The 25,281-nt window shown below is 67.5% G+C and carries 19 protein-coding genes; 7 read left to right on the top strand and 12 right to left on the bottom strand.

Annotated elements, in window-relative coordinates:
- The first annotated feature begins 8 nt into the window (after nucleotides 1–8).
- Nucleotides 9–1,478 (top strand): DUF58 domain-containing protein, encoded by a 1,470-nt coding sequence (locus tag JCQ34_RS05980; protein WP_286402871.1) that lies wholly within the window; start codon nucleotides 9–11, stop codon nucleotides 1,476–1,478.
- Nucleotides 1,475–4,030, top strand: coding sequence for a DUF3488 and transglutaminase-like domain-containing protein (locus JCQ34_RS05975; protein WP_286402870.1), 2,556 nt, complete (start codon nucleotides 1,475–1,477; stop codon nucleotides 4,028–4,030). Before JCQ34_RS05980 ends, JCQ34_RS05975 begins: the two co-directional genes overlap by 4 nt.
- A gap of 73 nt (nucleotides 4,031–4,103) precedes the next feature.
- On the opposite strand, the gene JCQ34_RS05970 is transcribed toward JCQ34_RS05975, so the two are convergent.
- Both JCQ34_RS05970 and rsmI read right to left on the bottom strand, forming a co-directional pair.
- Entirely contained in the window at nucleotides 4,104–5,603 is a 1,500-nt protein-coding gene (locus tag JCQ34_RS05970) for an NAD-dependent succinate-semialdehyde dehydrogenase (protein WP_286402869.1), read from the bottom strand.
- 181 nt (nucleotides 5,604–5,784) lie between these two features.
- Entirely contained in the window at nucleotides 5,785–6,660 is an 876-nt protein-coding gene (rsmI, locus tag JCQ34_RS05965; RefSeq protein ID WP_286402867.1) for a 16S rRNA (cytidine(1402)-2'-O)-methyltransferase, read from the bottom strand.
- A gap of 45 nt (nucleotides 6,661–6,705) precedes the next feature.
- On the opposite strand from rsmI, the gene JCQ34_RS05960 reads away from it, so the two are divergent.
- Both JCQ34_RS05960 and JCQ34_RS05955 read left to right on the top strand, forming a co-directional pair.
- On the top strand, nucleotides 6,706–8,433 hold the full coding sequence (locus JCQ34_RS05960; RefSeq protein WP_286402865.1) for a dolichyl-phosphate-mannose--protein mannosyltransferase: 1,728 nt from the start codon (nucleotides 6,706–6,708) through the stop codon (nucleotides 8,431–8,433).
- Between the two features lie 67 nt (nucleotides 8,434–8,500).
- Nucleotides 8,501–10,330, top strand: a complete 1,830-nt coding sequence (locus JCQ34_RS05955; RefSeq protein ID WP_286402864.1) for an AMP-dependent synthetase/ligase — start codon at nucleotides 8,501–8,503, stop codon at nucleotides 10,328–10,330.
- Here the strand turns inward: JCQ34_RS05955 and JCQ34_RS05950 are convergent.
- Nucleotides 10,321–11,667, bottom strand: a complete 1,347-nt coding sequence (locus JCQ34_RS05950; RefSeq protein WP_286402863.1) for a TIGR01906 family membrane protein — start codon at nucleotides 11,665–11,667, stop codon at nucleotides 10,321–10,323. The two genes, JCQ34_RS05955 and JCQ34_RS05950, sit on opposite strands and share 10 nt — an antisense overlap.
- A 124-nt stretch (nucleotides 11,668–11,791) precedes the next feature.
- Nucleotides 11,792–12,784 (bottom strand): stage II sporulation protein M, encoded by a 993-nt coding sequence (locus tag JCQ34_RS05945; protein ID WP_286402862.1) that lies wholly within the window; start codon nucleotides 12,782–12,784, stop codon nucleotides 11,792–11,794.
- 83 nt (nucleotides 12,785–12,867) lie between these two features.
- Here JCQ34_RS05945 and JCQ34_RS05940 point away from each other — a divergent pair, with 83 nt between their 5' ends.
- Complete coding sequence (locus JCQ34_RS05940) at nucleotides 12,868–13,668, top strand: RDD family protein (protein ID WP_286402861.1); 801 nt, start codon at nucleotides 12,868–12,870, stop codon at nucleotides 13,666–13,668.
- Between the two features lie 2 nt (nucleotides 13,669–13,670).
- Here JCQ34_RS05940 and JCQ34_RS05935 read toward each other — a convergent pair whose 3' ends face one another.
- The 4 genes from JCQ34_RS05935 to JCQ34_RS05920 form a co-directional block, all read right to left on the bottom strand.
- Nucleotides 13,671–14,909, bottom strand: a complete 1,239-nt coding sequence (locus JCQ34_RS05935) for a L,D-transpeptidase (RefSeq protein ID WP_286402860.1) — start codon at nucleotides 14,907–14,909, stop codon at nucleotides 13,671–13,673.
- Nucleotides 14,910–14,974: 65 nt separating this feature from the next.
- The gene (gene ahcY, locus JCQ34_RS05930; protein WP_286402859.1) at nucleotides 14,975–16,441 is read right to left on the bottom strand and encodes an adenosylhomocysteinase; all 1,467 of its coding nucleotides are present in this window, start codon (nucleotides 16,439–16,441) and stop codon (nucleotides 14,975–14,977) included.
- Nucleotides 16,442–16,531: 90 nt separating this feature from the next.
- Nucleotides 16,532–16,759 (bottom strand): Trm112 family protein, encoded by a 228-nt coding sequence (locus JCQ34_RS05925; RefSeq protein WP_286402857.1) that lies wholly within the window; start codon nucleotides 16,757–16,759, stop codon nucleotides 16,532–16,534.
- A gap of 79 nt (nucleotides 16,760–16,838) precedes the next feature.
- The gene (locus JCQ34_RS05920) at nucleotides 16,839–17,225 is read right to left on the bottom strand and encodes a DUF3499 domain-containing protein (protein ID WP_286402855.1); all 387 of its coding nucleotides are present in this window, start codon (nucleotides 17,223–17,225) and stop codon (nucleotides 16,839–16,841) included.
- Nucleotides 17,226–17,345: 120 nt separating this feature from the next.
- Here JCQ34_RS05920 and JCQ34_RS05915 point away from each other — a divergent pair, with 120 nt between their 5' ends.
- On the top strand, nucleotides 17,346–17,858 hold the full coding sequence (locus JCQ34_RS05915) for a metallopeptidase family protein (RefSeq protein ID WP_286402853.1): 513 nt from the start codon (nucleotides 17,346–17,348) through the stop codon (nucleotides 17,856–17,858).
- Between the two features lie 10 nt (nucleotides 17,859–17,868).
- On the opposite strand, the gene JCQ34_RS05910 is transcribed toward JCQ34_RS05915, so the two are convergent.
- From JCQ34_RS05910 to JCQ34_RS05900, 3 genes are read right to left on the bottom strand one after another with little or no spacing between them, the layout of a single operon-like run.
- Complete coding sequence (locus tag JCQ34_RS05910) at nucleotides 17,869–19,575, bottom strand: DUF5719 family protein (protein WP_286402851.1); 1,707 nt, start codon at nucleotides 19,573–19,575, stop codon at nucleotides 17,869–17,871.
- A complete protein-coding gene (locus tag JCQ34_RS05905) occupies nucleotides 19,568–22,939 on the bottom strand; it encodes a glycosyltransferase family 2 protein (RefSeq protein ID WP_434738946.1) in 3,372 nt (1,123 codons plus the stop codon). The genes JCQ34_RS05910 and JCQ34_RS05905 overlap by 8 nt, the downstream gene beginning before the upstream one ends.
- Nucleotides 22,940–22,968: 29 nt before the next feature.
- A complete protein-coding gene (locus JCQ34_RS05900; RefSeq protein WP_142130657.1) occupies nucleotides 22,969–23,502 on the bottom strand; it encodes a WhiB family transcriptional regulator in 534 nt (177 codons plus the stop codon).
- A 392-nt stretch (nucleotides 23,503–23,894) separates the two neighbouring features.
- On the opposite strand from JCQ34_RS05900, the gene JCQ34_RS05895 reads away from it, so the two are divergent.
- The gene (locus JCQ34_RS05895; protein ID WP_286402845.1) at nucleotides 23,895–24,596 is read left to right on the top strand and encodes a TIGR03089 family protein; all 702 of its coding nucleotides are present in this window, start codon (nucleotides 23,895–23,897) and stop codon (nucleotides 24,594–24,596) included.
- A gap of 12 nt (nucleotides 24,597–24,608) precedes the next feature.
- Here JCQ34_RS05895 and JCQ34_RS05890 read toward each other — a convergent pair whose 3' ends face one another.
- Nucleotides 24,609–25,169 (bottom strand): GtrA family protein, encoded by a 561-nt coding sequence (locus JCQ34_RS05890; protein ID WP_286402843.1) that lies wholly within the window; start codon nucleotides 25,167–25,169, stop codon nucleotides 24,609–24,611.
- Nucleotides 25,170–25,281 lie beyond the last annotated feature (112 nt).

Genomic DNA, 25,281 nt, shown 5'->3' with positions numbered 1-25,281 from the left:
ACCCCAGCATGGCCCTGCTGGAAAAGCTTCCGCGGCACCTGTTCTCCAGGCGCGGCTGGGGCATGCTCGCAGCCGGCGCCTTCACGCTGGCCGCGGCACAGGTCATGGGGCGCCGCGACCTTCTGACGCTGGCGTTGCTCCTGCTGGTGCTTCCACTGATCTGCCTTGCCGGCGTCCGGCTGGTCAAACCCCGGTTCCGGGTCTACCGCGAGTTCAATCCCTCCCCAGTGGAAACCTCGGCCCCGGCAGTGGTCCACCTTGCCGTCGCCCGGTCGGGCCCGGGCAGCGGCAGGGTGGCCATGGAGGAGCGGCTGCCGGCACAGTTTGGCCACGCACCGGCTTTCCGGTTCCCGTCCCGTTCCGCCACCGGCGGCACCAGCCGCTACGAGTACCACCTCACTTCACGGCACCGCGGCCAGTACCGGATCGGGCCGGTCACCGCCGAGTTCACCGACCCCTTCGGGCTCGCGCTGCACCGCCAGGCCATTGACGACGGCGACATCCTCACCGTGACGCCTGCCGCCGTCGTCCTTCCTTCCACCCTGCTCGCCGGGGCGCGCGGCAACGATGGCGTCACAGCCACCCGCGTCCGGGCAAACCCCAGCGATGACGATGTCATGACCCGTGAATACCGGCACGGGGACCCGATGCGGAGGGTCCACTGGGCCGCTACCGCCAGGCACGGGGCCCTGATGGTCCGGCAGGAGGAATCCGTCACTACGCCGGAGGCCACTGTCATCCTTGACCACCGTTCCGGCGCGTTCGCCGGCGGCACCGGAACGGCAATGCCCGGCCTACCCGGCCAGGACGGGCATGCCCTGGCCACCAGCGGGACCTTCGAGTGGGCCGTTGTTGCCGCCATGTCCATCAGTGCGCACCTTGCAGAGCGGAACTACAGCCTGCGGCTGCTGGACACCGGGGGAAACCCGGCATTCCTCCACTCGCCGTCTTCCCCTGAACCGGGAGCGGAAGAATTCAGCGGGACCTCCGGCCTGCAGTCCATTGCCGAAAGCCTGGCCGCAATCCACCTGTCCGGAACAGTCCACCTGCGGCGGGACGGTACGCTTCGGGACATTGCCGGCAGGAACGCGGAGCCGGGCGTGGCGCCGCCAGCCATCCGGACAGCGGCAGGCAATGAGCAGGAACCGGCGGCATTCGATGACCACCTGATGGACAGGCTCTCCGCGCACCGGATGCGGGGACCCCTGATCGCGGTGCTGGGACGCATCACCGCCCAGGAGGCCGCCGCTCTGGCCCCTGCTGCTGCGTACGCCACCAACGCGATCGCCTTGGTGGCGGTGGAACGGCCAGCGGAATACCAGGAAGTCCTCGAAGCGCTGCGGCAGGGTGGATGGCGGGCAATGGCCGTGGGGCCAAAGGCACAGCTCGCTGCTGTGTGGAACCAGTTCGACCAGGACCCCGCCCTGCCGACGCCTCCGGCACCCGAGGCAGGGCGCGGAGCGGGGGTGGCCAAATGACCATGGCACCGGCGCGGGCAACAGGCACCGGGCACCAAGCGCAGCCACAGCCCGAACCAACCACTGGCCGGACACGGCCAGGCCTCTATCCCTGGGCCATGGCGGCAGCCATCGCAGTGGCAGTCTGCGGCGCTGCCCTGTCCCTGAACGGCGTGCTCCGCGGCTGGAACTGGTTCTGGCCGGCGATGACCACCGTGCTGGCGGTGGCATTCACCCAGGCCGCGCTGCGATCCCTCCGTGCCCAGCCACTGCTGGTCACGGCGGGTGGATTCGTAGCACTGGCCGCCGTCCTGACGCTGACGTTCTTCCGCAGCTCCAGTTTCCTCTGGGTGGTCCCCACCGGCGCCACCCTTCCCGAACTGGACCGGCTGGTCCGGCGGGCCAGCGAGACGGTGCTGTCCGAAACCGCACCGGTGGCGCCCAATGCCGGGATCGTGATGGTGGTTTGTGCCGTGCTGGGCCTGGCAGCCATCCTGGTCGACGCACTCGCCGTTCCCCTGGGGATGCCGGCGGTCTCCGGAACGGGGTTGCTGGCCTTGCTGGTGGTGCCGGCCATGATCAAACCCCAAAGCGTAGGAGTCTGGAGTTTTATCGCCACGGCAACGGGATACCTGCTCATCCTCGGCTGCAGCCAGTGGTTCGCCCCGGACGGCAGGTTGCAGGGCGGTTCCGCGCGCAGCCCCGGCCTGGTGCGGCGTGCCGCACTGACCGGCGCCGTGGCCCTGGCGGCCGCACTGGTGCTGCCCCTGGGCATTCCCGGCTTCGACAGCGGCACCTTCCCGCAGGGTTCGAGGCTCAATCCCTGGGGTTCTGCCACCGGCCTCAACCCGATGATCACGCTGGGCAACAGCCTTCGCGCCCCCGACGGCAGCGGCAGGATCACCTATGCCACGACCTCGTCCACTCCTCTGTACCTGAGGTCCGTCACAGTGGACACTTTCGACGGCGATTCGTGGGGACCGGACGACCGCACCGCATCCCGGGTGCCCCTTGATGGCAGGATCGATCCCGGCTACGCGGTCCTGGCCGACGAGCAGGTGCGGCTGGTCACTGCCATCGACGCCGGATCCTTCACCAGCCCCTATTTGCCGGTCCCCTACGCCCCGGAAACCGTCCGCGGCCTGGGGGGCCAGTGGACCTGGGATCCCGCTACCCTGAGCATCAAGGGCACCGACACCACAACCCGGCGGCAGGAATACCTGGTGACCTCGGCGGTGCCCAAGCTCTCGTCGGCACTCCTGGCCCAGTCCACCGGGCCCGCACGGGGCATCCCGGATATCTTCACCAGGATTCCAGGCGATGTCCCTGACATCGTCAAGACCACGGCGCAGACGGTTGCCGGAGCGGCAGCTACGCCTTTCCAGAAGGCCATGGCCATCCAGAAGTACCTCCGCTCGTCCGAGTTCACCTACTCGCTGCAGTCTCCGGTGCAGGGCGGGTACGACGGCAACGGCCTCTCAGTCCTGGCGGACTTCCTGCAGCAAAAGAGCGGCTACTGCATCCACTACGCCTCGGCGATGGCAGTGATGGCCAGGCTGGAAGGAATTCCCAGCAGGATCGCGGTGGGGTATGCCCCCGGAAGGCTGACGGGGGCCACGGTAACAGTGGCCGGGCAGGGTGCCCTCCCGGAGTACGAGGCAGACGCCCGGGACGCCCATGCGTGGCCGGAACTGTACTTCCAGGGCCTGGGATGGGTGCCCTTCGAACCGACACCCTCCCGGGGCGTGGTCCCGGATTACGCCACTGAGGCATCAGTGCCATCGGCCCCGGACTCCCTGGGCAACAACGACGGGCTCGTCCCCGATACCGCCCCGGCGCCCACCCCGACACCGAGCACCACGGCCCAGGCCGTTCCCGGCACCGGGAGCAGCAGCACCGGCGGTGGCCCCGAACTGATGCCCTGGCTCATTGGGGCCGCCGGCGTTGCGGCCCTGGTGCTCCTGGCGGCCACTCCCCACCTGGTCCGTGCGGGCACCCGATCGCGCAGGCTGCGGCCAAAGCGCCCCGAACAGGCTGTGCCGCTGGCGTGGAATGAGATCAGGGACCTTGGCACCGATTACGGCCTGCCCGCCGCCGCCAGCGAAACGCCCCGGGCCTATTCGGCCCGCTTCAGGGAAACGCTGCTGGGCGAGCCGGGCGGCATGGACCAGGACGCGCACGACGCGGTTGCGTCACTGACCTCGGCGTTCGAGCACCACCGCTACGGCCGGCCCGATGATGGCGGTACCCAAAGCGCCGGCAGCGCCCAAGGGGGCAGCCTTCGCACCAACACTGCAGGTGCGGACATCGCCGCCGGAGTGACAGCTGTGGAAGCCTCACTGCGGGCCAATGCCACGATGCCCAGGCGCCTTGCCGCGGCGTGGCTTCCCCCGTCGGTCACCCGTCGGCTGGGCCTGCTGCTCCGAAAGCCGTTCCGTGCGGCCGGCAGGGCCATGCGGACTGCGCGGCACCCGGTGGTGCGTTTCCGGTCCGGGAGCGGCACTTCAGCCATGAGGGTTGCCGCCGGAAGGCCGGACACGCACGACGGCGGCCGCGGGGCAGGCGGGCGCTGACGCCAAAGTGCCGCCCGGGAAAACTCCCGGGCGGCACTTTGCGGTTAGCCTGCGGTTGCAGGCGGGCCGGATGCTAGCTCGCGTAGGGGTCGGCGATGCCGATGTACTGGGTGTAGAGGTATTCCTCGATGCCTTCCAGGCCGCCTTCGCGCCCCAGGCCCGACTGCTTGACGCCGCCGAAGGGCGCGGCCGCGTTGGAGATGACACCGGCATTCAGGCCGAGCATGCCCGTTTCGAGTTTTTCACCCATCCGGATGCCGCGGTTGATGTCCTTGGTGAACACGTAGGCCACCAGGCCGTATTCGGTGTTGTTGGCCAGCCGCACGGCCTCGTCCTCGCTGCTGAAGGTGATGATCGGGGCAACGGGCCCGAAGATTTCCTCCGAAAGGATGCGGGTCCCCTCGGAAACGCCGGACAAGATGGTGGGCTGGTAGAAGTAGCCCGGACCCTCCACCGGCGCACCGCCCAGGACTGCCTTCGCGCCGGAGGCGAGGGCATCGGAGACGAGTTCGTGGACCTTGTCCCGGCTCTTGCCGTCGATCAGCGGGCCCACCTTGGACTCAGGCTCGGTACCGCGGGCCGTGGTCATTTCCTTCATCTTCGCGGCGAACTTCTCCGCGAATTCGCCGGCCACCGACTCGTGGACAATAAAGCGGTTTGCCGCCGTGCAGGCTTCTCCCATGTTCCGCAGCTTGGCTGCCATGGCGCCGGTCACGGCGGCATCCAGGTCGGCGTCCTCGAACACCAGGAACGGGGCGTTGCCGCCGAGCTCCATGGAAGTCCGCAGGACGTTTTCCGAGGCATCGGCCAGCAGCCGGCGTCCCACTTCGGTGGAGCCGGTGAAGGACAGCTTGCGCAGGCGGGAGTCCTTGATCAGGGGCCCGGTGGTGGCTCCCGCCGTGGAGGTGGGGATGACGTTGAGGACACCGGCGGGCAGGCCGGCTTCCTGCATGACGGCGGCGAACAGCTGGGACGTCAGGGGCGTCAGGTTTGCGGACTTCAACACCATGGTGCACCCTGCGGCGACGGCCGGCGCGATCTTGCGGGTGGCCATGGCCAGCGGGAAGTTCCAGGGGGTGATCAGCAGGCAGGGGCCCACCGGCTTTTTGGTGACCAGGAGGCGGGACTTGCCGTCGGGTGAGACGGAGTAGCGCCCGAAGGCCCGGACTGCTTCTTCGGAGAACCAGCGCAGGAACTCAGCGCCGTAGGTCACTTCGCCGCGGGCTTCGGCCAGCGGCTTGCCCATTTCCAGGGTCATCAGGAGGGCGAAGTCTTCTGCCCGTTCGGTCACCATGTCGAAGGCACGGCGGAGGATTTCGCCGCGTTCCCGGGGCGGCACCTTTGCCCAGGATTCCTGGGCAGCGGCGGCGGCGTCGAGGGCGGCTGCGCCGTCCTCAGGGCCGGCGTCGGCAATGCTCAGCAGCACCTTTCCGGTGGCGGGATCCTCGACGTCGAACGTCTTGCCCGAGGCGGCGTCGCGCCACTCACCGTTGATGAGCAGCCCGGTGGGAACGGAGGCCAAAAGCCGGGTTTCGCGCTCGGCGGTAACGGCCGGCTGTGCAGTGACAGTCACGATGACTCCCTCGTCAGTAGGGTTGTGGCAGCCCGCCGCCGCGGTTCGGAGTGACCGGGATCATGGGGCTGATTAACTGCCAGACTACTGCGGGGCACCGCCATGGTCTACGCCGTTGCGCACTGCAGAATCGCAGCTTTGCTGTGCAGCTGCACAGGAACGGCAGGTGGCGACGAAGGACCTACCGGGCAGCGAGCACAGCCGAATAAAGTTCCCGTTTGCTCACGCGCGCGTCATCGGCGACGGCGGCTACGGCCTCCTTCAGCCGGATGCCCTGGTTCACCAGTTCGTTGACTGCCGCCACGTGGTCCTCCGGGGTGCCGGCTGCCTGTTCGGGCGCGCCGCCGAGCACCACGGCGATCTCGCCGCGCACCTCATTCTCCTCAGCCCAGGTGAGGAGTTCGCCCACAGTGCCGCGGATGACTTCCTCGTACGTCTTGGTCAGCTCCCGGCAGACGGCGATGGGACGGTCCGGGCCGAACCGCTCACGCAGGGCCCGCAGCATGGCTTCCAGGCGGTGCGGAGCTTCAAAGAAGACCATGGTTCGCCGCTCCCCCGCGAGGTCGGCGAGGCGGGACGCCCTTTCCCCGGCTTTGCGGGGAAGGAACCCTTCAAAACAGAACCGGTCCGTCGGCAGGCCGGACAGGGCAAGTGCGGTGAGCACGGCTGAGGGGCCCGGGACGGCGGTGACGGTAAGCCCCGCCGCAACGGCGCCCTCCACCAGCCGGAAACCGGGGTCCGAAACCGCGGGCATCCCGGCGTCGGTCACCATGAGGAGCGTGCTGCCGGCACGCACCTGGTCAAGGAGTTCGGCGGTCCGGGTGGCCTCATTGTGCTCGTGGTAGCTGATGACGCGGCCGGCCACGGTAACCCCCAGGCTCTGGACCAGGCGGTGGAGCCGGCGGGTGTCCTCGGCGGCGACGATGTCTGCCGTGCCCAGCAGTTCCACGAGCCGGGCGGAAGCATCGCCGGTGTTCCCGATCGGTGTGGCGGCAAGGACGATCCGCCCCGCCGTCGAAGGGGCTGGCTCGGGAAGGGGGCTGGGGTTCGGGTCCACCCACCAAGCCTACTGCTGCCGGGTCTTCCAGCCGCAAAAGGTAGCATGGGGCTCGTGACGCAGACCTCGACGCGGCCCGCCGGGGCCTGGAAACGCAGCCCGGCGGCATCCCCTTCAGCAGCAGGCGCCACAACGGTGGAGCCCCGCGGGAAGGCTGCCCGGTCCTGGATCAGCCGGCCGGATGAGGCGTTCACCCTCGAGGCGCTGCGGGCAAGGCTTATCGGTGCCGGCACGCCGTGGCGGGATTACCCGCCGTCGCTGCGGCTGTGGTTCGTCCTGGTTCCGGTCCTGACGGCTGTCATCGGCGGCCTCCTCCGGTTCATCCGCTTGGAAGTGCCGCACAAGCTGGTGTTCGACGAGACGTACTACGTCAAGGATGCGTACTCCTACCTCATCAGCGGCTATGAACGCAGCTGGCCGGACAAAGCGAACGATTCCTTCAACACCGGCAATCCGGACGTCCTGCTGAACACCCCCGAGTATGTGGTTCATCCGCCGGTAGGCAAATGGATGATCGCGGCGGGCATGTGGCTGTTCGGGCCGGAGAACCCGTTCGGCTGGCGCTTCGCCGCAGCCCTCACCGGCACCCTCACCGTACTGCTGGTCTCCCTGATCGCACTGAAACTGTTCCGCTCGCTTCCGCTGGCCGGCGCCGCCGGGCTGCTCCTCGCCGTCGACGGCCATCATCTGGTGATGTCCCGGACCTCGCTGCTGGACATCTTCCTCACGTTCTGGATCCTTGCCGCCTTCGGCGCCCTGCTGATGGACCGCGACGACGGACGCCGCCATCTGGCCGCACGGCTGGCCCGTTCCGCTGCCGCCAACGGCGGGCAGCCCTCGGCAGGTGCGCTGCTGTCCGGGCCGTGGCTGGGCGTGCGCTGGTGGCGGGTCGCCGCGGGCGTCTGCATGGGCCTGGCCGTGGGAACCAAATGGTCCGGCCTCTTCTTCCTCGCCGGATTCGGCATCCTCACCGTGTTGTGGGACCTCAACGGGCGCCGGGTGGCGGGCATTCGCGGTTGGATCAGCGGCGGCGTGATCCGGGACGGAATCCCGGCGTTCCTTGGCATGGTCCCCGTGGCGGGAATCGTCTATTCGGCCACCTGGACGGGGTGGTTCCTTTCGGACAACGCCTACTTCCGCCATTGGGCGGAAAGCAACCCGTCGGCCGAATGGGGATGGCTTCCCGACTCCGTCCGCTCCCTGGTCCACTACCATTTGGAAGCGTACAAGTTCCACCAGGGCCTCAGCGCCGAGCACCCGTACCAGGCCAGCGCCTGGAGCTGGCTGGTGATGGGGCGGCCCACGTCGTTCTTCTATGAATCCCCACCGCAGGGCACTCCCGGCTGTGACGTGGAGAAGTGCACGTCAGCCATCCTGTCCGTCGGAAATCCCCTGATCTGGTGGTCGGCGGCCATCTCGCTGGTGGTCCTGCTCTTCTGGTGGGCCGGACGCCGGGACTGGCGTGCGGGTGCCGTTTTGGCGGGCGTCGCTGCAGGCTACCTTCCATGGTTCATGTACCCGGAGCGGACCATGTTCTACTTCTACGCGGTGTCTTTCGAGCCGTTCCTGGTCCTGGCCCTGGTGTACTGCCTCGGCTTGGTCCTGGGCAGGGCCTCGGACCCGCCCTGGCGCCGCCGCTCCGGCCTGTACCTGGTGGTCCTGTTCCTTGTGGCAGCACTCCTGTTGTCGGCGTTTTTCTACCCGATCTGGACTGCCGAAGTGATCCCCTACGTCGACTGGAAGGTCCGGATGTGGATGCCGTCCTGGATCTAGGGCAGGATGTCAAAGGAGACCTGAAGGAGCCGCTGCCGCGGCGTGGCAGCGGAAACGGAGACCTGCTGTGAGAGAAGCAAGCACGGAACTGCTGGTTGAGATGGACGCCAACAGCAACGTGACCGACCTGCTGCTGGAGCAGCACGCCGCCAACCCCACCCGCGCCCTGTACCGGCGGAAGGGTCCCAACGGCTGGGTGGATGTTCCCGTACAGAAATTCCTCCAGGACGTCAGCGCCCTGGCCAAGGGACTCATCGCCGGCGGCCTGGAACCCGGCGACACCGTGGCCGTGATGTCCCGCACCTCCTATGAGTGGACCCTGGTCGACTTTGCCATCTGGTTCGCCGGCGGTGTGACCGTACCGATCTACGAAACGTCCTCCGCGAGCCAGGTGGAATGGATCATCCGGGACGCCGGGGTCCGGCGGGTCTTCGCCGGCGACCGTGCCATGGTGCAGCTGGTCATCGGTGTGGTGGCCGGCTCCGCCGAGCTCAGCGACCGCCTGGTCAACGTGGTGCGGATGGATTACGACGGCGAGGCCCCGGACCTTGCCAGCCTCACCGCTGCAGGCACCGGAGTCACCGACGCTGAACTGGAGCGGCAGCGCAGCCGTGCAGGCCTGGCCGACCTCGCCTCGCTGGTGTACACGTCCGGCACCACGGGCAAACCCAAAGGGTGCGAGATCACGCATGCGAACTTCGCCCTGGTGGCCAAGAACATCGTTGCGTTCCTGCCGGAGATCCTGCAGAGGGACATGGCGCGCACTTTGATGTTCCTGCCGCTGGCGCATGTCCTGGCCCGGGCGGTCCAGGTGGTCTGCGTCTCTTCAGGCGCAGCGGTGGGTCACAGCCCGGGGGCGGCGCAGCTCCTCGAAGACCTTGGCACCTTCCGGCCAACGTTCCTGCTGGTGGTGCCGCGCATCTTCGAAAAGGTCCGGGCAACGGCGGCGCACAAGGCGGCGGTGGCAGGCAAGGGACGGCTGTTCGATGCCGCATCCGCTGCCGCCATCACGTACTCGCGCGAGCAGGACCGGCAAAGCCGTGGAGAGGGCCCGGGCCCCGGGCTGCTGAGCCGGGCCCGGCACGCTATGTATGACCGGTTGGTCTACCCGAGGCTGCGCCAAGCGTTCGGGGGCGAGGTGGAGTACACCGTCTCCGGCGCCAGCCCCCTTGCTTCCGAAGACGCACACTTCTTCCGGGGCATGGGAATTCCCGTCCTCGAAGGCTACGGGCTCACCGAGACCACCGCGCCGTGCACCGTTAACACACCCTCCCGCTCCAGGGTGGGAACGGTGGGTATCCCCATTCCCGGCACCACCATCCGCGTGGCCGAAGACGGCGAAATCCTGGTCAAGGGAATCGGTGTCTTCAGGGGCTACCACGCCAACCCGGCGGCGGACGCCGAAGCGTTCGTGGACGGCTTCTTCCGCACCGGCGACCTTGGCGAGCTGGACAAGGACGGCTTCCTCACGGTCACGGGCCGGAAAAAGGACCTCCTGGTCACGGCCGGCGGCAAGAACGTGGCCCCCGGGCCGCTGGAAGAGATGATCCGGACCCACCAACTCGTGGCCCATGCCGTAGTGGTGGGCGACGGCAAGCCCTTCGTGTCGGCCCTCCTGACCCTGGATCCGGAAGGCGTTGCCGACTGGCGCGCCGAGCGGGGCCTGCCCCCGCTCCCGCTCAGTGAAGCCGCCACCGACCCCCAGGTCCTGGCTGCCCTTCAGGAAGCCGTGGACCTGGCCAACAAGTCGGTGTCGAAGGCGGAGTCGGTGCGCACGTTCCGGCTGCTGGATGCGGAGTTCAGCGTGGAGTCCGGGCACCTGACGCCATCGCTGAAACTGAAGCGGTCCGCCGTCGTCAAGGAGTTCCAGGCGGAGATCGCCAAGATCTACGGCTGAGCCGCTTTTTCCTGTTCCGGCGTTTCCTGGTCCGCTTCTTCCCGCCCGGCCTTGGCTGGCTCTTCCCTGCGTACAACACCACGACGGCGGCGGGTGGGCCAGGTGAGCACCAGCGTCACGATGGAGGCGACGAGCACCATAGCCGCGATGGCGATGCCGGCGTCCATCCAGAACTGGCTGGGGAACAGCCGGATGAGCGTGTCGTCCAGGCTGAAGGTCCAGGACCCGTCGGCGAAGAAGATCCGGTGGAACTCCGTGAAGAACTGCTGCCAGCCCAGGGCCGCCAGTGTACCGAGGCCCAGGATCAGGACCAGCGTGATGATGGAGCCGGCGAAGAGTCCGCGCCTGATCCCGCCGGTGCTGCGTTTGCGCAGGTACAGGATGGCGATCAGGGCAAGGAGGAGCAGCGCAACGCCGGCGCCGAAGGTGGACAGGATGACCACCTTGACGTCTGCCATGTGGCTGACTTCCCCGTCCTTGAAGAGCTTTTCGCCGCCGCGGTTCACCAGGTCGCCCAGGTACCGCGGGCCCGCCCAGTTGCTGAGGTAGTCCACGGCGTAGGAGCCATACGTCATCCGGTCATCGGTGTTGAAGCCGTAGCCGTCGCCCGGGAAACCGGGCCGGTTGTATTCCACCCAGAGGAAGAGGGGGCTGGTGACGGCCCTGACGGCCAGGATCAGGAGGATGAACGGATAGATGACGGCGAGCAGGACCTGCATGACACGCGGCGCCACCGGCTTTGCATTCGCGGCGCTTTCACGCTGGGCGTTGCGGCGCTCCACTTCCTCTTCCGGGGGACGCACGTGCAGTGCTGACGTGGGGAGGGGCTCCTTGAAGACGGGAGAATCGCTGTCGTCACGCTCATCCGGGGAGGACCCGGGTGTGGATGAGCCGGCTGTCGACGCTCCGGCTGCCGGACGCCCCGCAGCGGGACGTGCGGACGCAGCAGCCCCAAGGGCAGAAGATCCGACGGCGGCTTCCGCAGCCTTGCGGTCGGCCCTGGTTTCGGGCTGGGCGGCATTGCGGGTGTCCCTGCGTGCCTCCCGGTCGGAGTCACCGCCGTCCACTCCCCTGCCTGGACCATCCCCGCTGGGTATGGTCCGGTCAGACATGCCGCCGGCAGTCCTGCCGCCAGGGGTTTTGTCCCCACTGGTTTTATCTGCATTGGGCTTGTCTGCATCCGACTGGTCTGCATCGGGCTTGTCCCCGTCGGACGTGTCTGCGTCCGTGGGCGCCAGCCAGGAGAACGCGGGCTCGTCGGAATCCCCGGACGTGTCCAGGAGAGGCTCCGGCTGCGGCGCAGCGCTTTTGGCGCGGGCCGGTGTTTCGTCATTCACAGCAGCGTCACTTCCGTTGGGTTCCGCACCGGTCCCAGTTCGCCGGCGCGATTCATTCTGCAGACGAGCCTACCGTCCGGAACTTCCGCTGGGCGAGGAACCACCCCGGCAGGATTACAACGATTCAGGCAGCGATTTCCGTGTAGCCGGCATCTTCCCGGCGGATGTCCCCGCGCTCCCCCGCCAGGAACGCCCGCCTGCCCCACACCAGGACATAGACCCAGTACGCAGTCAGGACCGCCGCGCCAATGCCGATCTTGGCCCACACGGGCAGCGGACTGGGGGTGACGAACCCTTCAACCAGCCCCGAGACGAAAAGAACGAGGACCAGTCCCAGGGCCACCGTGACCAGTGAGCGGCCTTCCTCGGCCACGGCCCGGCCCCGGGGGCGGGGACCGGGTGACACCATGGCCCAAAAGATCCGCAGGCCCGCGGCGCAGGCAATAAAGACGGCGGTGAGCTCCATCAGTCCGTGGGGCAGGATGTAGCTGTAAAACACATCGGACTTGCCGGCCGACGCGAAGATCCCGGCCGCGACGCCCACCCCCTGGGCATTGCTGAACAGGATCATCGGCACCCACACGCCGGTAATGCCCAGTGCCACGGCCTGCGCACAGATCCACGCGTTGTTTGTCCACACGGCACCGGCGAAGGACGCTGCCGGGTTTTCCGAGTAATAGTTGATGAAGTCCTGGTTCACATACTGGGCGGCGGCGGTCTCCGACGCCACGGCCCGGAGGGCTTCGGGGGATGTGCCAATCCAGGTGGCGTAGCCGGCCGCGATGAGGAGGAATGCTGCTCCGCAGGCCAGGGTGAGCGCGGTCAACCGGTACAGCGCGGCCGGAAGCGCCACCACGAAGAACCGTGCCAGGTCAGCCATCACGTTGGACCGGGCACCGGTAAAGCGCGTCCTGGCCAGGGCCAGCGTGGCGGAGAGGGATGCGGAGAGCCCGCTTTCCGGGGCCACCGAACGGACCAGCGACAGGTGCCCCGACGTGGACTGGTAGAGCGCCAGCAATTCGTCGGCTTCGGCGCCGGTCAGCCTGCCTTTGCCGGCAAGCTCCTGCAGCCGCGCCCATTTGTCCGCATTGACGGCGGCGAAGGCATCCATGTCCACGGCTACAGCCTAGCGCCCGGCATTAGACTTTGAGCGTCCGCACCAACCGAATGAATATCAGCTGCGAAGGGCAGGGCCGCAGGGTGGGTCCAATCATCACCGGAGAGGCCGTCGTACTCGAGCTTCGGCCCGCCAGTTTCGCCGCGCGCGCCCTGGGCCTGGTCATCGACGTCGTGGTCCATGTTGTCCTGCTCGTGCTGATCATGATTGGCCTGTCGGCCGCCGGCCGGGACCTTGACCCGGCGGCCGCACGCGCCCTTGGCCTTGCCGCCGTCGTATTCTGCCTGGTGGTGGTGCCGGTGGCCGTGGAGACGCTGAGCAGGGGCCGGTCGCTGGGCAAGCTGGCTACAGGCCTGCGGGTGGTCCGGGAGGATGGCGGCGCTATCCGGTTCCGGCACGCCGTGATCCGCGGACTGACCGGTTTCTTGGAAATCTACCTGACGTTCGGCGGCCTTGCCCTTGCCGTGGCGCTCTTCAACGATAAGTCCCGGCGGCTGGGCGACCTGCTGGGCGGAACCTACGCCGTCCGGAGCCGGGTGCCGGCTGAGCAGGCCATCCGGGTTTTCGTCCCGCCGCACCTGCAGTCCTGGGCGGCGGCCGCGGACATTGGCCGCATTCCGGACGCCACGGCCCGCAGGGCAGCCCAGTTCATCCGCCATGCGGGCCGGATGGCTCCGCTGTCCAGGGCGGGCATGGCCGCGTCGATCGCGGCCGAACTGTCCGCCCACGTAGCCCCTGCCCCGCCGCCTGGAACAGGCCCCGATGACTTTCTGGCCGCCGTCGTTGCTGAACGGCGGAACCGGGAGTTTACCCGGCTGTCGCAATCACGCCGCCGGTACACGGAGACAGGACAGCGGCTGCAGCGGCTGCCGTTCAGCAGCTGACCTTAGTTGTCGTACTCGCTCCACGGGATGTTCCAGTCGCCGAAGCCGTCCGTGTGCGCCGCGTAGTCACCTTCGGTATTGATGATCTGGACCACGTCGCCGGTTCCCATGTTGTCGAAGACCCAGGCCGCTCCGTCGGGCAGGAACCCGATGCAGCCGTGGGACACGTTGGTGTTGCCGATGTAGGGATACGCGGACTCAAGCGCCTGGTGGATGTAGGCCCCGCTCAGCGTGAGGCGGATGGTGTATTCGACGTCCGCCTCACCGTAATAGGCGGGGTCGTCAGGCTTCAAGCCGATGCTCGCCGCCCGGAAGTGGTCAAAGCGGTTTTTCTCCATCAGCACCGCGAATCCCTTGGCCGAGGGGAACCGCTTGTCGCCCATGCTGACGGGCAGGGTCTTTACAGGCTGGTCATTGATGCTCAGCGTGAATGTATGCGCGGTGGCGTCCGCGATGGCCACCTTCTTGTCCCCGATGTTGACGTTCACTTTTTTATTGAAGTTGGCGATCTGGCCGTTTCCAAGGTCAACGCCGAAGAGCTGCATGTCCATGGTGATGGTGGAGTTAGCGGCCCAGAAGTTCTCGGGGCGGTACCGGACCATGGTGTCGCTGTACCAGTGGAACGCCCCGGCCTGCCCTGCCGTGGTGGTGATCTTGATGGCTTTTTCCACTGCGGCACGGTTGGTCACGGGCTCGCTGAAAATGATCTGCAGGGGCTGCCCCACACCCACCTTCATGCCGTTCAGGGGGTAGATGGCGGCGTCTGCCTCGTGCGAGCTGGACACGGTATTGAAGGACTGGGTGGTGCTTGTTTCGCGTCCTGCTGAGTCCTTGACCACGTAGGTGTAGCTGTACTCGGTGTTGAACTCAAGGGGCCCGGTGGCGGACCACGCCGTCCCGCTGGGGTCGATACTGCCGTCGACGGTCTTCCCGGCCGTGCTGGCGAGGGTGACGCGCTGGATGATTCCGTTGCCCACTTTCAGGGAAACCGGTGCGGCCGGGTTCACCTGCTTGGCGCCGTTGGCGGGCACCGCATCGAGGGCCACGGGCGGGACAACGGGAGATGCGATCCCCGGCGATGTCCGCAGTGCGGAGCCTGCTTCCGATTCCAGGGGTCCGCCGGCAAGGCCCGGAGCGACGGCGGCGAAAACCCCGCCCACGGCAGCCAGGACACAGACGGCAACCACGGCGAGGATTTTCTTGGTTTTCCCCCGGCGACGGGGCTTTACATCAGGCTCCATGTTTTTGATCCTACGTGCAGAAAATAACGGCCCGGGCGCTTGTCCAGCGCCCGGGCCCTTACGTCTCAGTAACGATAGTGCTCGGGCTTGTACGGGCCCGCGACGTCAATGTCCAGGTATTCCGCCTGGTCCTTGGTCAGTTCCGTGAGTTCAACGCCCAGGGCAGCCAGGTGCAGCCGGGCCACCTTCTCATCCAGGACCTTCGGCAGGACGTAGACCTTGTTTTCGTACTCGTGCTGGTCCCGCTTGGTCCACAGTTCGATCTGCGCAATGGTCTGGTTGGCGAAGGAGTTGCTCATCACGAAGGACGGGTGGCCCGTGGCGTTGCCCAGGTTGAGCAGCCGGCCCTCGGACAGGACGATGATGGAGCGCCCCGCGTCGGTGCCTTCGTCGAAGACCCATTCGTGGACCTGCGGCTTGATTTCAACCTTCTTGATCCCGGGGATGCGGGACAGGCCGGCGATGTCGATCTCGTTGTCGAAGTGGCCGATGTTCCCCACGATGGCCTTGTTCTTCATGCCTGCCATGTGCTCGGCCAGGATGACGTCCTTGTTGCCGGTGGTGGTGATGAAGATGTCGCCCTGGGCCAGGACCGACTCCAGCTTGGCCACCTGGTAGCCGTCCATGGCAGCCTGGAGGGCGCAGATGGGATCGATCTCGGTGACGATGACGCGGGAGCCCTGGCCGCGCAGGGCTTCCGCCGCGCCCTTGCCAACATCGCCGTAACCGCAGACCACGGCCACCTTGCCGCCCATGAGCACGTCCGTGGCACGGTTGATGCCGTCCGGCAGGGAGTGGCGGATGCCGTATTTGTTGTCGAACTTGCTCTTGGTCACGGAGTCGTTGACGTTGATGGCGGGGAAGAGGAGCTTGCCCTGGTCCGCCAGCTGGTACAGGCGGTGCACACCCGTGGTGGTTTCCTCGCTGACGCCCTTGACGGTGGCTGCAGTCCTGGTCCACTTCTGCGGGTCGGCGGCAAGGCTGCGGCGGAGCACGTCGAGGAAGATGCCGTATTCTTCGGAATCCTCGGGGTCGGCGGAGGGAACGTTGCCCACGGCCTCGAACTCCACGCCCTTGTGGACCAGCATGGTGGCGTCGCCGCCGTCGTCAAGGATCATGTTGGGGCCCAGCTCGGGGTTGGACTCGGCACCGGGCCAGGTAAGGATCTGCTCGGCGGTCCACCAGTATTCCTCGAGGGTCTCGCCCTTCCACGCAAACACCGGCACACCCTGCGGGTCCTCGACGGTGCCCTTGCCCACCACCACGGCCGCCGCGGCCTCGTCCTGGGTGGAGAAGATGTTGCAGGAGGCCCAGCGGACCTCGGCGCCCAGCGCGGTGAGGGTCTCGATCAGCACAGCGGTCTGCACCGTCATGTGCAGTGAACCGGCGATCCGGGCGCCCTTGAGCGGCTGGGAGGGGCCGAACTCCTCACGGAGGGACATCAGGCCGGGCATTTCGTGCTCCGCGAGGCGGATCTGGTGCCGGCCGGCTTCCGCCAGGGAAATATCGGCAACCTTGTACTCAAAAGTCATGGGTGGTCCTTTGCTTGGTCCGGGTCCTGGTCCAGTCCCCGTTCTGCTGTTTCTGTGAGAGCCAGTGCAGGTGAAGCGGATGCAGGTGAACTACTGCCCTGCTGCGGCGGGATCGTGCTGGTCCGAACCTGCCGAGGCTGCTGCGGCGAGCAGTTCCGGAGGCAGCAGCAAAGGGATCCCGTCCTCAATGGCGTACCGGTTCTTCACGCCCGCGTCCCCGGCGGCAGTGGCCACCAGTTCCTCCCCTTCCTGGACCAGGGGCGAGCCGGTCACGGGGCAACGCAGGACGGACAACAGCTCGGGGCTGATCTTTGGCATTTGTTCATGCTCCCTGGCGGGCGCGCTCGCGCCGGTAGCGGAAAAGATGTGCAGGCTCCAGCGTACCGCCAGATGCGGGTCAGGAAGGTTCGCGAAGGATCCGCAGGTGGCCCCGGCGTGCCCCTTCAGTGCCTGCGGGAGCTTCCAGCGCCGAATGGTGGCCGCGCTGGGCGGGCGGCTGCGCTTCCGGAGGCAGGGCTGCGGCGTCGCGCACTGCATTCGCCAGGGCAAGCAGGTCATCGGGCCCGGGCTGCTGCGGGGAGGACGGCATTGCCAGGCGGAGTACTTCCCAACCGCGGGGAACCGTCAACGAATCAGCATGCTGCTCGCAGAGGTCGTAGCAGTGCGGTTCGGCGTAGGTGGCCAACGGACCCAGGACCGCAGTGGAGTCTGCATAAACGTACGTCAGGGTGGCTACCGCCGACTGGCGGCAGGCAGACCTTGAACACTGACGGATAGCTCCCACGACATCACAGACTACCCCTTCACTGCCCAAAAGCTGCGCATTGCGGGCAGAAGCAGACGCGCCCCGGGACAGCCGGGAGGATGTATCGCGTAAATCCTCCCCCGGGTTTACAGTCGATGTATGCAGTCATCGAACCATGAATCAGGTTTTTCGGTCCGGTTGGCTGACCCGGATGCCCCAGTGGCAACGGGCGTGGAGACCGCCGGCAGGAGCTTCTTCAGGCGGCGCCGGAACCGCCACGGGCGCGGCCTTCGGGGCGAGGTGATGTTGCCTACGCATCCGGGCTACCGGACGCGCGGCGACCGCTTTGATGACATGGTGCTGGACTCGGCCCAACGGTTGCACGACATCTGGGGCAAAACGCTCGACGGCGTAAGGTTCGGTGTGGATGAGATCCCGCCGGAGCTGGAACAGCTTGCCGCCAACGCCACCCCTGCACCCATGGGCGCCTATACCCCCGCTGCGGGAGAGGACGGGCCCACGATCACCGTGTACCGGCGGGTGGTGGAGCAGGCATGCTCCAGTGTGGAAGAGCTCCAGGACCTGGTCCACGACGTGGTGGTGGAGCACACGGCGGAAATGCTGGGTGTGGCGCCGGAGACGCTGGACCCGGTGTACCGCCGCCGCTACTGAACGGGCAAACCTAGTAGCCCAAGGCCACCGGGACCGTTTCCTGGCCGGCCGCGGCAGCAAGGAAAGCCAGGGACGAGACGTCGTTGCGTCCGTCCTGGCCCACGAGTACCGCCCCGTAAGCGGCGTCGCCTGACGCGGAAACCACATAGCCCACGACGTCGACCCCTTCAGCCTGCTCCGGAATGCCGATGGTCGCGGTTGTTCCGCCTGCGATGTCGGCGGTGGCGGCTGCCCGCACTTTTCCATCGGCAGTAATGGGTGCGTACGTGATGCTGGCCCTGGTGTCCAGCGCCCCGAACACCAGCTGGCGCTGGCCGCCCTTGGGGACGGGAACCACGTGCTGGCTGCCAAGCCGCACGGCCGAAGGCGCCCAGGCCACATCCGATGGCTGTCCTGCCTGGAGCCCACGGCCCATGCGTGCGGCAGCAACAAAGGAGACGTCGGATGAGGCCGCCACGGTGTACTGGCCCGCGGGTACACCGGCCAGGGAGACCTCGGTGGTGGACCCGGCCTTCGCGGTGATGACGCCGCCGGACGGAAGGGCGTGCTGGCCGTCCCGTCCGTAGAGCTTGATTTCCACCACTGCATCAGCGGCGCCGGGAACCGTCAGCTCGAGGGCGGGGCCGGCATCCTTGTACGCGGCCTGGGCCGTCAGGGCAGCAATCCCCGCCGGGTCCTGGATATCCACGCCGGTCATCACCTGGCGGACAGCAGGGGAAGTCCCTGGGCTGATGAAGTCCACGCCGCCCGGAGTGAGGCCCCGCAGCACGCTCTGTTGGATGGAGGCCGCCACCGGGCCGCCGGCGCTGCGGACGTGCACGCTGAGGCTCGGCTCGTTGGGTGCCAGGCCGGCCAGGACCACGCTGCGGGTTGTGCCGGGGGCAACCAGCAGTCCGCGGCTTCCCGGCGCCTGGACCTGTCCGCCGGAACCAAAAAGCTCGAGGCTCACTGTGGCGGGGGTACTGGAGGCGTTGGTCAGTGCCAGCACGGAGGTTCGGCCGACGGTGGTGCTGGCACCCGCCAGCCATTGGTCGTTGGAGGGTTGCGCGCAGGTGGCAGCAGCACTGCCCTGCAGGTCGCCGTCCTTGGCGGTGTACTTCATGGCGGCGGCGGCCGAGGCATTCTGGTTGGCCACCGCCTGAGCGGTGAGGACGCTTACCTGGTCCACCACACGGTCGGCTGCCACTCCGGCAAGAAGCTCTTGTGGAGCGGCGGCAGTAGGTGCCGGACCAGGGTCCTTGGAGATCTCAAGGGCGGCCGTCCCGTCCAGGCGCGCGAGGCGGCTTCCGGGAAGCGCACCTCCGGCGCTGAGCACGGCGGCGCTGACCTTGGTTGCCGCAGTGGCGGACTCGGGCCGGAACTGGGCGTCGGTGCCCGCATCAGTTCCCGCCAGCAGCCTCGCAGGGCCGGGGCAGACGCCAAGGCTGGCTCCTGCCGGGACGGCGGCTTCCGCGGGCGGCACTGTCCGGGTGGATGCGGGCCCGGCCATCAGCGACCCTCCGGCCACCAGTGCTCCGCCACCGGCGAGGATGAGGACCCCTGCCGCAACTCCGGCCACGGAGGCTGCCCGCCCCTTGCCACCTGGCACGCGGGTGGCGCCTCGGCCGGATATCTTCCTGTCTTTGCCGGCCTGCGTTTGGGCCGCTTTGCCGGCCTGGGACTGCTTTTCTCCCTCGGCGGAAGGACCGCCGGCGGCCGGCGGGGTGTGCTCATGCATGTTGGTGTTCCTTACGCAGGGAGCCCTCGTCGCGCGAGATACCTGTCCGCGGGCGCCGGGCCGGCATGGGGATTGCCAGGATGACAGTCAGCCCGATCACCGTGATCTGGGCGGCGGCAGCCCAAAACGACCACGGGTTCTCGTAACGGACCGTCAGCTGGCCGGCCGACGCCGGGAGCGTGAAGGCCTGGGACCAGCCGTCGGTGGTGGAGGTCAGCTTCCGGCCGTCGAGCCAGGCGCTCCACCCGGGATCGGCCCGCTCTGCAAGGACCACCAGCCGGCCTTCCGGCCCCGCAGGGACGGCGGCATTGACGTCGTCAGTTCCGGAGTCGACCAAGGTGGTGGCCGCGCCCCGGGGATCCACGATGCGGACGCGATGGGCCACGTCAGCAGCCTGCAGAACCGGCTGGTTCAGTGGGCTGATGCGCCAGAGCCAGCCCACGTCGGTCTGTCCCACGGCGACAAGCCCCGGGACGGCATCCATCCGGCTGGCGGTGAGCTGGGCTGCGGTGTCCGCGGCACGGAGCACCACGAACCCAACCCCGAGCTGTTCCAGGTCGGCGCGCGGATCCACGCCCTGCCCCGCTACAAGGGTGGCCACCACGCGGCGGACAGCCGAAGTGACGTCGTCGTCGCCACGCACCTCCTCGGCACCTGGCGCACCGATGATGTTCCGCGCAGAGGCGATGGCGGAGAGACTGTCCAGCGTGGTACCTGCACCCCGCATCAACGACGCGTTGAAGGTGCCGTCTTCTCCAGTGCTGAGCAGGAGAGTCCGGGTCTGTTCAGGCCCGTTCCCGCGGTCAACGGCAGTGGCGGGCAGGGAGCGTCCGGTGGAGGCTTCCACCAGACGCGGCGTGCCCAGGGCTCCCCCGTTTCCGGAACCCGCTGGCGCGGGGGCAACGACGCTTCCCTGGGATGCGGTGGCTTGGGCCGCGCCTGTCCCGGCAGGACGCAAAAGGTTCTGCGCCGACCAGGCAGCCATCCCGGCCAGCGGCCCGGCCAGCACCACTACCAGGCCCAGTGCCAGGCCTGCACGCGCTGCCCTTCCAGTCTTGGCCGCGATACCTGATGCCCGGTCCGCCGTGGACAGGAGTTGCTCGGATCCGAGGAGTGCCGCCCCAAGGAGGGCAAAGGACGCGGCGGACACCGCCGGACCGGTGAAAGGCGTCACCAGGACGCCGGCGTTGAATCCGGTGGCGACGTGGCTGGTGAACCAACCAGCGGCCAAGGCGGCAAGCGCCACAATCCAGAGGCATCGGGAGATCCGGGCACGGCGTCCTGCGCTGAATAGTCCCACGATGGCAAGGGCCAGCACCGGCCCCGCGATGAGCAGCGCCAGCAGGAGGGCCCAGGGCACGGTCCCGCCGGTGAAGGCGGACAGTCCTTGAAGGCCGGCTGCGGGGTCGAATGACAGGGGCTGGCCCAGGACCTGCTGCCACAGCGGAGCCGCGTCGAACCCCAGCGGCAGTCCGGGATCGGCCAGGATGGCGCGCGGCCTGTCGAGTGTGGACAGCACAAACGGGATAAACAGAGCTGCGGCAGGCAGCAGCGCCCACCACACCGTGCGCCCCCGCCGTCCCAGCAGCAGGCCGCAGAGCACGATGGCTACGGCAGCCGGGGCCAGCAGGGAGGGCGCCGCAGCGGTAGTGACCGCCAGGGCCAGGCCCGCAGCTGCCGCCGCGGTCCAAGAAGGCATGCCGTTGATCCCTGCCTTGGCCGGGGGCTGTTCGCTGGAAGTGTGTCCAGGTGATGCGCCGGCGTTGAACCGGCCGTGGCCCACCGCGGAGCCCGTAGCCCGCAGCAGGCCCAGTACCACCAGCGGCAGCATGACGTGCGCAATCAGGGCGCCCGCCCGCCCCTGGTTGAGTGCGGCCTGGAGAGCGGGAGCCGCTGCCCAAAAGAGCGCCGCCACCAGGCGGAGCCGGCGGCGTACGGTCAGCCCGCCGGCCGCGAACCATGCGGTGAGGCCGGACAGCGGGGCACCGAGCAGGAGCAGCCATGCCATGGCGGGGTTGGCATCGCCGCCGCCCAGGACTCCGATGATCCATAGCACGTAGTCGAAGGGATCGCCGCGGCCGGGAAGGCCCGCTCCCAGGCTGATCCACCAACTGGAGGCGTTGTGCCAGATGTCCCCCAGGCCCGCGGAGACAGGAATCAGGGCGCCGCCGGTTACGGCTCCGGCCCGGAACAGTCCTGCGAGTGCAAGGAGCGAGGCCACGGATGCGATGATGACGGCGGCCAGGGCACCGTTGCCCACCCAGCCGCGTTTTGTAGTGGCCAGGGCGGCGAAATCGTCTGCAGCGTCACCGGTGGGCTGGTGCGCCAACGGATCCTGCACGAGGTCGGCACCGGAGCCGTCGGATCCCAGCGCTTCCATCAGCGACCGGCGGTGGCTCCACACCTCGCGGCGGGGCGTCTGCAGCTTACGGATGACCGACCGGCGGATTCGCCGTGTCCGTTTGGCCGCCCGGCGCGCCTTGGCCACGGCGCCGGGCCTGCCCAATGCGGCGCACGTGGCGAAGAGCTGGGAAATCCCGTGGCCCGGGTCCTTGACGACGATACTCAGGACCAGCTTGAAAAGGCTGCCCAGCAAGGCACCGATGCCATGGACAGGCACCATCCAGAGCGGACTGTGCTTCAGGCGCAGGTGAACCTGGGCCTTGCGCGCCGCCGAGGGGTTTCCAAGGGCATGCGGACGGTGCGCCACATGGAGCATCCGGGCTGCGGGAACCACCACCACACGGTGGCCTGCAAGGCGGTTCCGCCAGCAGAAGTCGACGTCGTCCCCGCTTCCCGGCAAGGCGGGGTCGAAGCCGCCCAACTGGTCCCAGACGTCCCGGCGCACCAGCATGCCTGCGGAATTGACGGCAAAAGTATCGGTGCGGCCGTCGTACTGGCCCTGGTCCATTTCGTCGGCGTCGATAAGGGTTAGACGCTCGGCCCACCGGCTGGTGGAAAGACCTACATCGATCAGTCTTCGCGGCGAATGCCAGTCCAGTTGCTTGCAGCCGGCAACGGTGACCGAGGGCGCACGCTCCACGGCGCCCAGGAGTTCGGCGAGGGCCTCGGGCGCGGGCGCGGCATCGTCATGCAGCAGCCAGATCCACTCGGTCCTGCCACCGTCCCGGTCCCCGTGGACGGGAACCAACTCCGCGAGCGCAGCGGAGACGGCGGCGCCCATGCCGCCTTTGCTCCGGGGATAGCTGAGAACGTCGGCTTCACCCAAAGCCTCCTGCAGGAGGCGGCAGGAGTCGTCGCCGGACCCCGTGTCCACACCCACGGCACGGTCAACGGGCCGGGTTTGTGACGCCAGGGCTGAAAGGGTCCTAGGCAGATAAGCACTGCCGTTGTGGGCAACCACAACGGCAGTGACATGCACATCCTGAAGAATTAGATTGCTCGCTTCCTAAGCCGCCGGCGCTCACGCTCGGAAAGGCCTCCCCAGATGCCGAACCGTTCGTCATTGGCCAGCGCGTACTCCAGGCACTGCGACCGTACATTGCAGGCACCGCAGACCTTCTTGGCATCGCGGGTGGAGCCGCCCTTTTCGGGAAAGAAGGCTTCCGGGTCCGTCTGGGCGCACAGAGCGTCCGTCTGCCAGCCCAGCTCGCCTTCGTCGTCGAAATCCTGCTGCAGCGGCAGCCCGATCCATACCGGCTGGGTGGTACCGGCAGCAGCCAGCTCCATGGGCGGATCCAGGTCATCTTCCGGCTCAGCGCCGCCGTCGAGGAGGGCCTCGTGCGCTGCAAGGAACGCGGTTGCCTGGTCCTCAAGGACGCTGGTGGAATTCCTGTTGTACCTGTCCGCAGCATCAGGATCAGCGGGATCCACGTACCAATCGCTCGGCACCCCCCGTGCACGGTACTTTGCCGTTGCCTGACCGGCCACGACGGCATCTTCCTGGATACGCTCTGCTTGCCCCACGGCGACCCTCCTGATGGTTCAGCCACTGCCTGGATACGTGGACACTCGGTTGTGTGCCGGTATTTACGCAATTGCTTTAGTTACCTAATTACACGTGTGTAACTAGGGCGAGTCAAGCCGTTGCCGGGATAATAGACAGTCGCCGCCGGGAAATTCGCGCACGCCACGCCCGGGTTTTCACTCCACCCGGGCGTGGCGGACGGGACTGGCGTCCAATTTGCAGCAGGAAAGCCGCCAATCCCGTGTTCTGGCGGGAAAAATACCTGCTCTCCCCCCAAATAGCAAGCACACTTAGCACCGAGGGTGATTAACATCACTCCCGGTCCGAGTGGCCGGACCGTCGTCGCTGCAGCTGGATATTCAGGGGATTCGGACAGTGGCAGGATGAACGCATGACATCAATCCCCGCGCTCGAACTCACGGCAGGCCTCCGCTCCGGCAACTCCACGGCACCACGCCTGACCTGGTACGGGCCCGACTCGGAGCGGGTGGAACTGTCCGGCCGGGTCCTGGACAACTGGGTTGCCAAGACGAGCAACCTGCTGCAGGACGAACTGGATGCGGAACCCGGCATGCGGCTGCGGCTCGCACTTCCGGCCCACTGGAAGGCACTGGTCTGGGCCTTGGCTGGCTGGCAGCTGGGACTGGAAACAGTGCTCGACGGCGCCCAGGCGGACTTCCTTGCCACTGACAATCCCGCGGGGTCCGACGGAAACTACGACGCCGTCGTCGCCGTTGCCCTGCCGGCCCTCGCCATGCGCTGGAGCGGTGACCTTCCTGCCGGCTGCCTGGATTATGCCGCCGAAGTGCGGTCACACGGGGACGTGTTCATGCCGCACGCCGATCCTGATCCGTCAGCCCGCGCTGTGCTGACCAGCCAGGGGCGCAGTGTCCTGCACCAGGACCTGATCACCGGTTTTGCCGTGCCGCACGCAGAAGGCGCCAGGCTGCACGTTCCTGCCGATGCCGGCCTTGAAGCTGTACTGGCCAATGCGCTGGGAGCATGGCACCAGGGCGGCTCCGTAGTGCTGACCCATCCCGATGTGCCGCTCACGGACAAACTGGTGGCCGACGAACGCATCCACGGAAGCTAGCAGCCGCTTCCCCTAGGCCTGTGGGCCGCCGTCGGCCGGCGTGGGTGCCGGGCGTTCAGCGGCACCCGCCGGCTCCTTGTGGGGGTGGGCTTCGATGATTTCGTGGTCGTGGGAGAACTCCGGCTCCTGGTCCAGTTCCTGGTTGAACACCAGGAAGCGGTAGGCGAAGAAGCGGACAACCGTGGCCACCAGGATGCCAACCACGCCCGCGAGGAACAGCAGGTTCTTGTTGTCGATGCCCATCCCGTACTTGGCCAGGGCGGTGAACCCGGTGGAGATGCCAATGCCGATGCCGTTGATGATCACGAACATGACGAACTCGCGGAGCACGTTGGCCTGGCGGCGGTGGCGGAAGGTCCAAAAGCGGTTTGCCACCCACGAGAAGATTGTGGCCACCGTGGCCCCCACGAAGCGGGCCTTCGCCTCGCTGTCGGACATGGGACCGTGCATCAGGTAATAGGTCAGGCCGTTGTCGATGACGAATGCCACACCGCCCACCGCACCAAACTTGGCCACCTCGCGCCAGAAGAGTGAGGCAAGCCCCCGGATACGATCTGCAAGTGCGCTAAACATGACCCTCCATGGCCGTGACGAACTGTGGGCCACTCGGCCAAAGGTCCATTTTAGCCCCAAAGCCTTAAAGCGGCCCCCGGATGCAGGAGCCGGGGGGTCCTTTCATCCGAAA

Origin of the sequence: Pseudarthrobacter defluvii, assembly GCF_030323865.1 — a bacterium.
In the GTDB taxonomy this organism is placed as follows: domain Bacteria; phylum Actinomycetota; class Actinomycetes; order Actinomycetales; family Micrococcaceae; genus Arthrobacter; species Arthrobacter sedimenti.
The sequence above is the reverse complement of the archived record's forward strand: the minus strand, read 5'-3'. Positions and strand labels throughout refer to the sequence as shown.

Excerpts from the sequence above, each read along its gene's own strand:
- JCQ34_RS05980 (WP_286402871.1), top strand. The coding sequence starts at position 9 with ATGGCCCTGCTGGAAAAGCTTCCGCGGCACCTGTTCTCCAGGCGCGGC.
- JCQ34_RS05935 (WP_286402860.1), bottom strand. The coding sequence starts at position 14,909 with ATGGAGCCTGATGTAAAGCCCCGTCGCCGGGGGAAAACCAAGAAAATC.
- JCQ34_RS05915 (WP_286402853.1), top strand. The coding sequence starts at position 17,346 with ATGCAGTCATCGAACCATGAATCAGGTTTTTCGGTCCGGTTGGCTGAC.
- JCQ34_RS05890 (WP_286402843.1), bottom strand. The coding sequence starts at position 25,169 with ATGTTTAGCGCACTTGCAGATCGTATCCGGGGGCTTGCCTCACTCTTC.
- JCQ34_RS05975 (WP_286402870.1), top strand. The coding sequence starts at position 1,475 with ATGACCATGGCACCGGCGCGGGCAACAGGCACCGGGCACCAAGCGCAG.
- JCQ34_RS05910 (WP_286402851.1), bottom strand. The coding sequence starts at position 19,575 with ATGCATGAGCACACCCCGCCGGCCGCCGGCGGTCCTTCCGCCGAGGGA.
- ahcY (WP_286402859.1), bottom strand. The coding sequence starts at position 16,441 with ATGACTTTTGAGTACAAGGTTGCCGATATTTCCCTGGCGGAAGCCGGC.
- JCQ34_RS05925 (WP_286402857.1), bottom strand. The coding sequence starts at position 16,759 with ATGCCAAAGATCAGCCCCGAGCTGTTGTCCGTCCTGCGTTGCCCCGTG.
- JCQ34_RS05960 (WP_286402865.1), top strand. The coding sequence starts at position 6,706 with ATGGGGCTCGTGACGCAGACCTCGACGCGGCCCGCCGGGGCCTGGAAA.
- JCQ34_RS05895 (WP_286402845.1), top strand. The coding sequence starts at position 23,895 with ATGACATCAATCCCCGCGCTCGAACTCACGGCAGGCCTCCGCTCCGGC.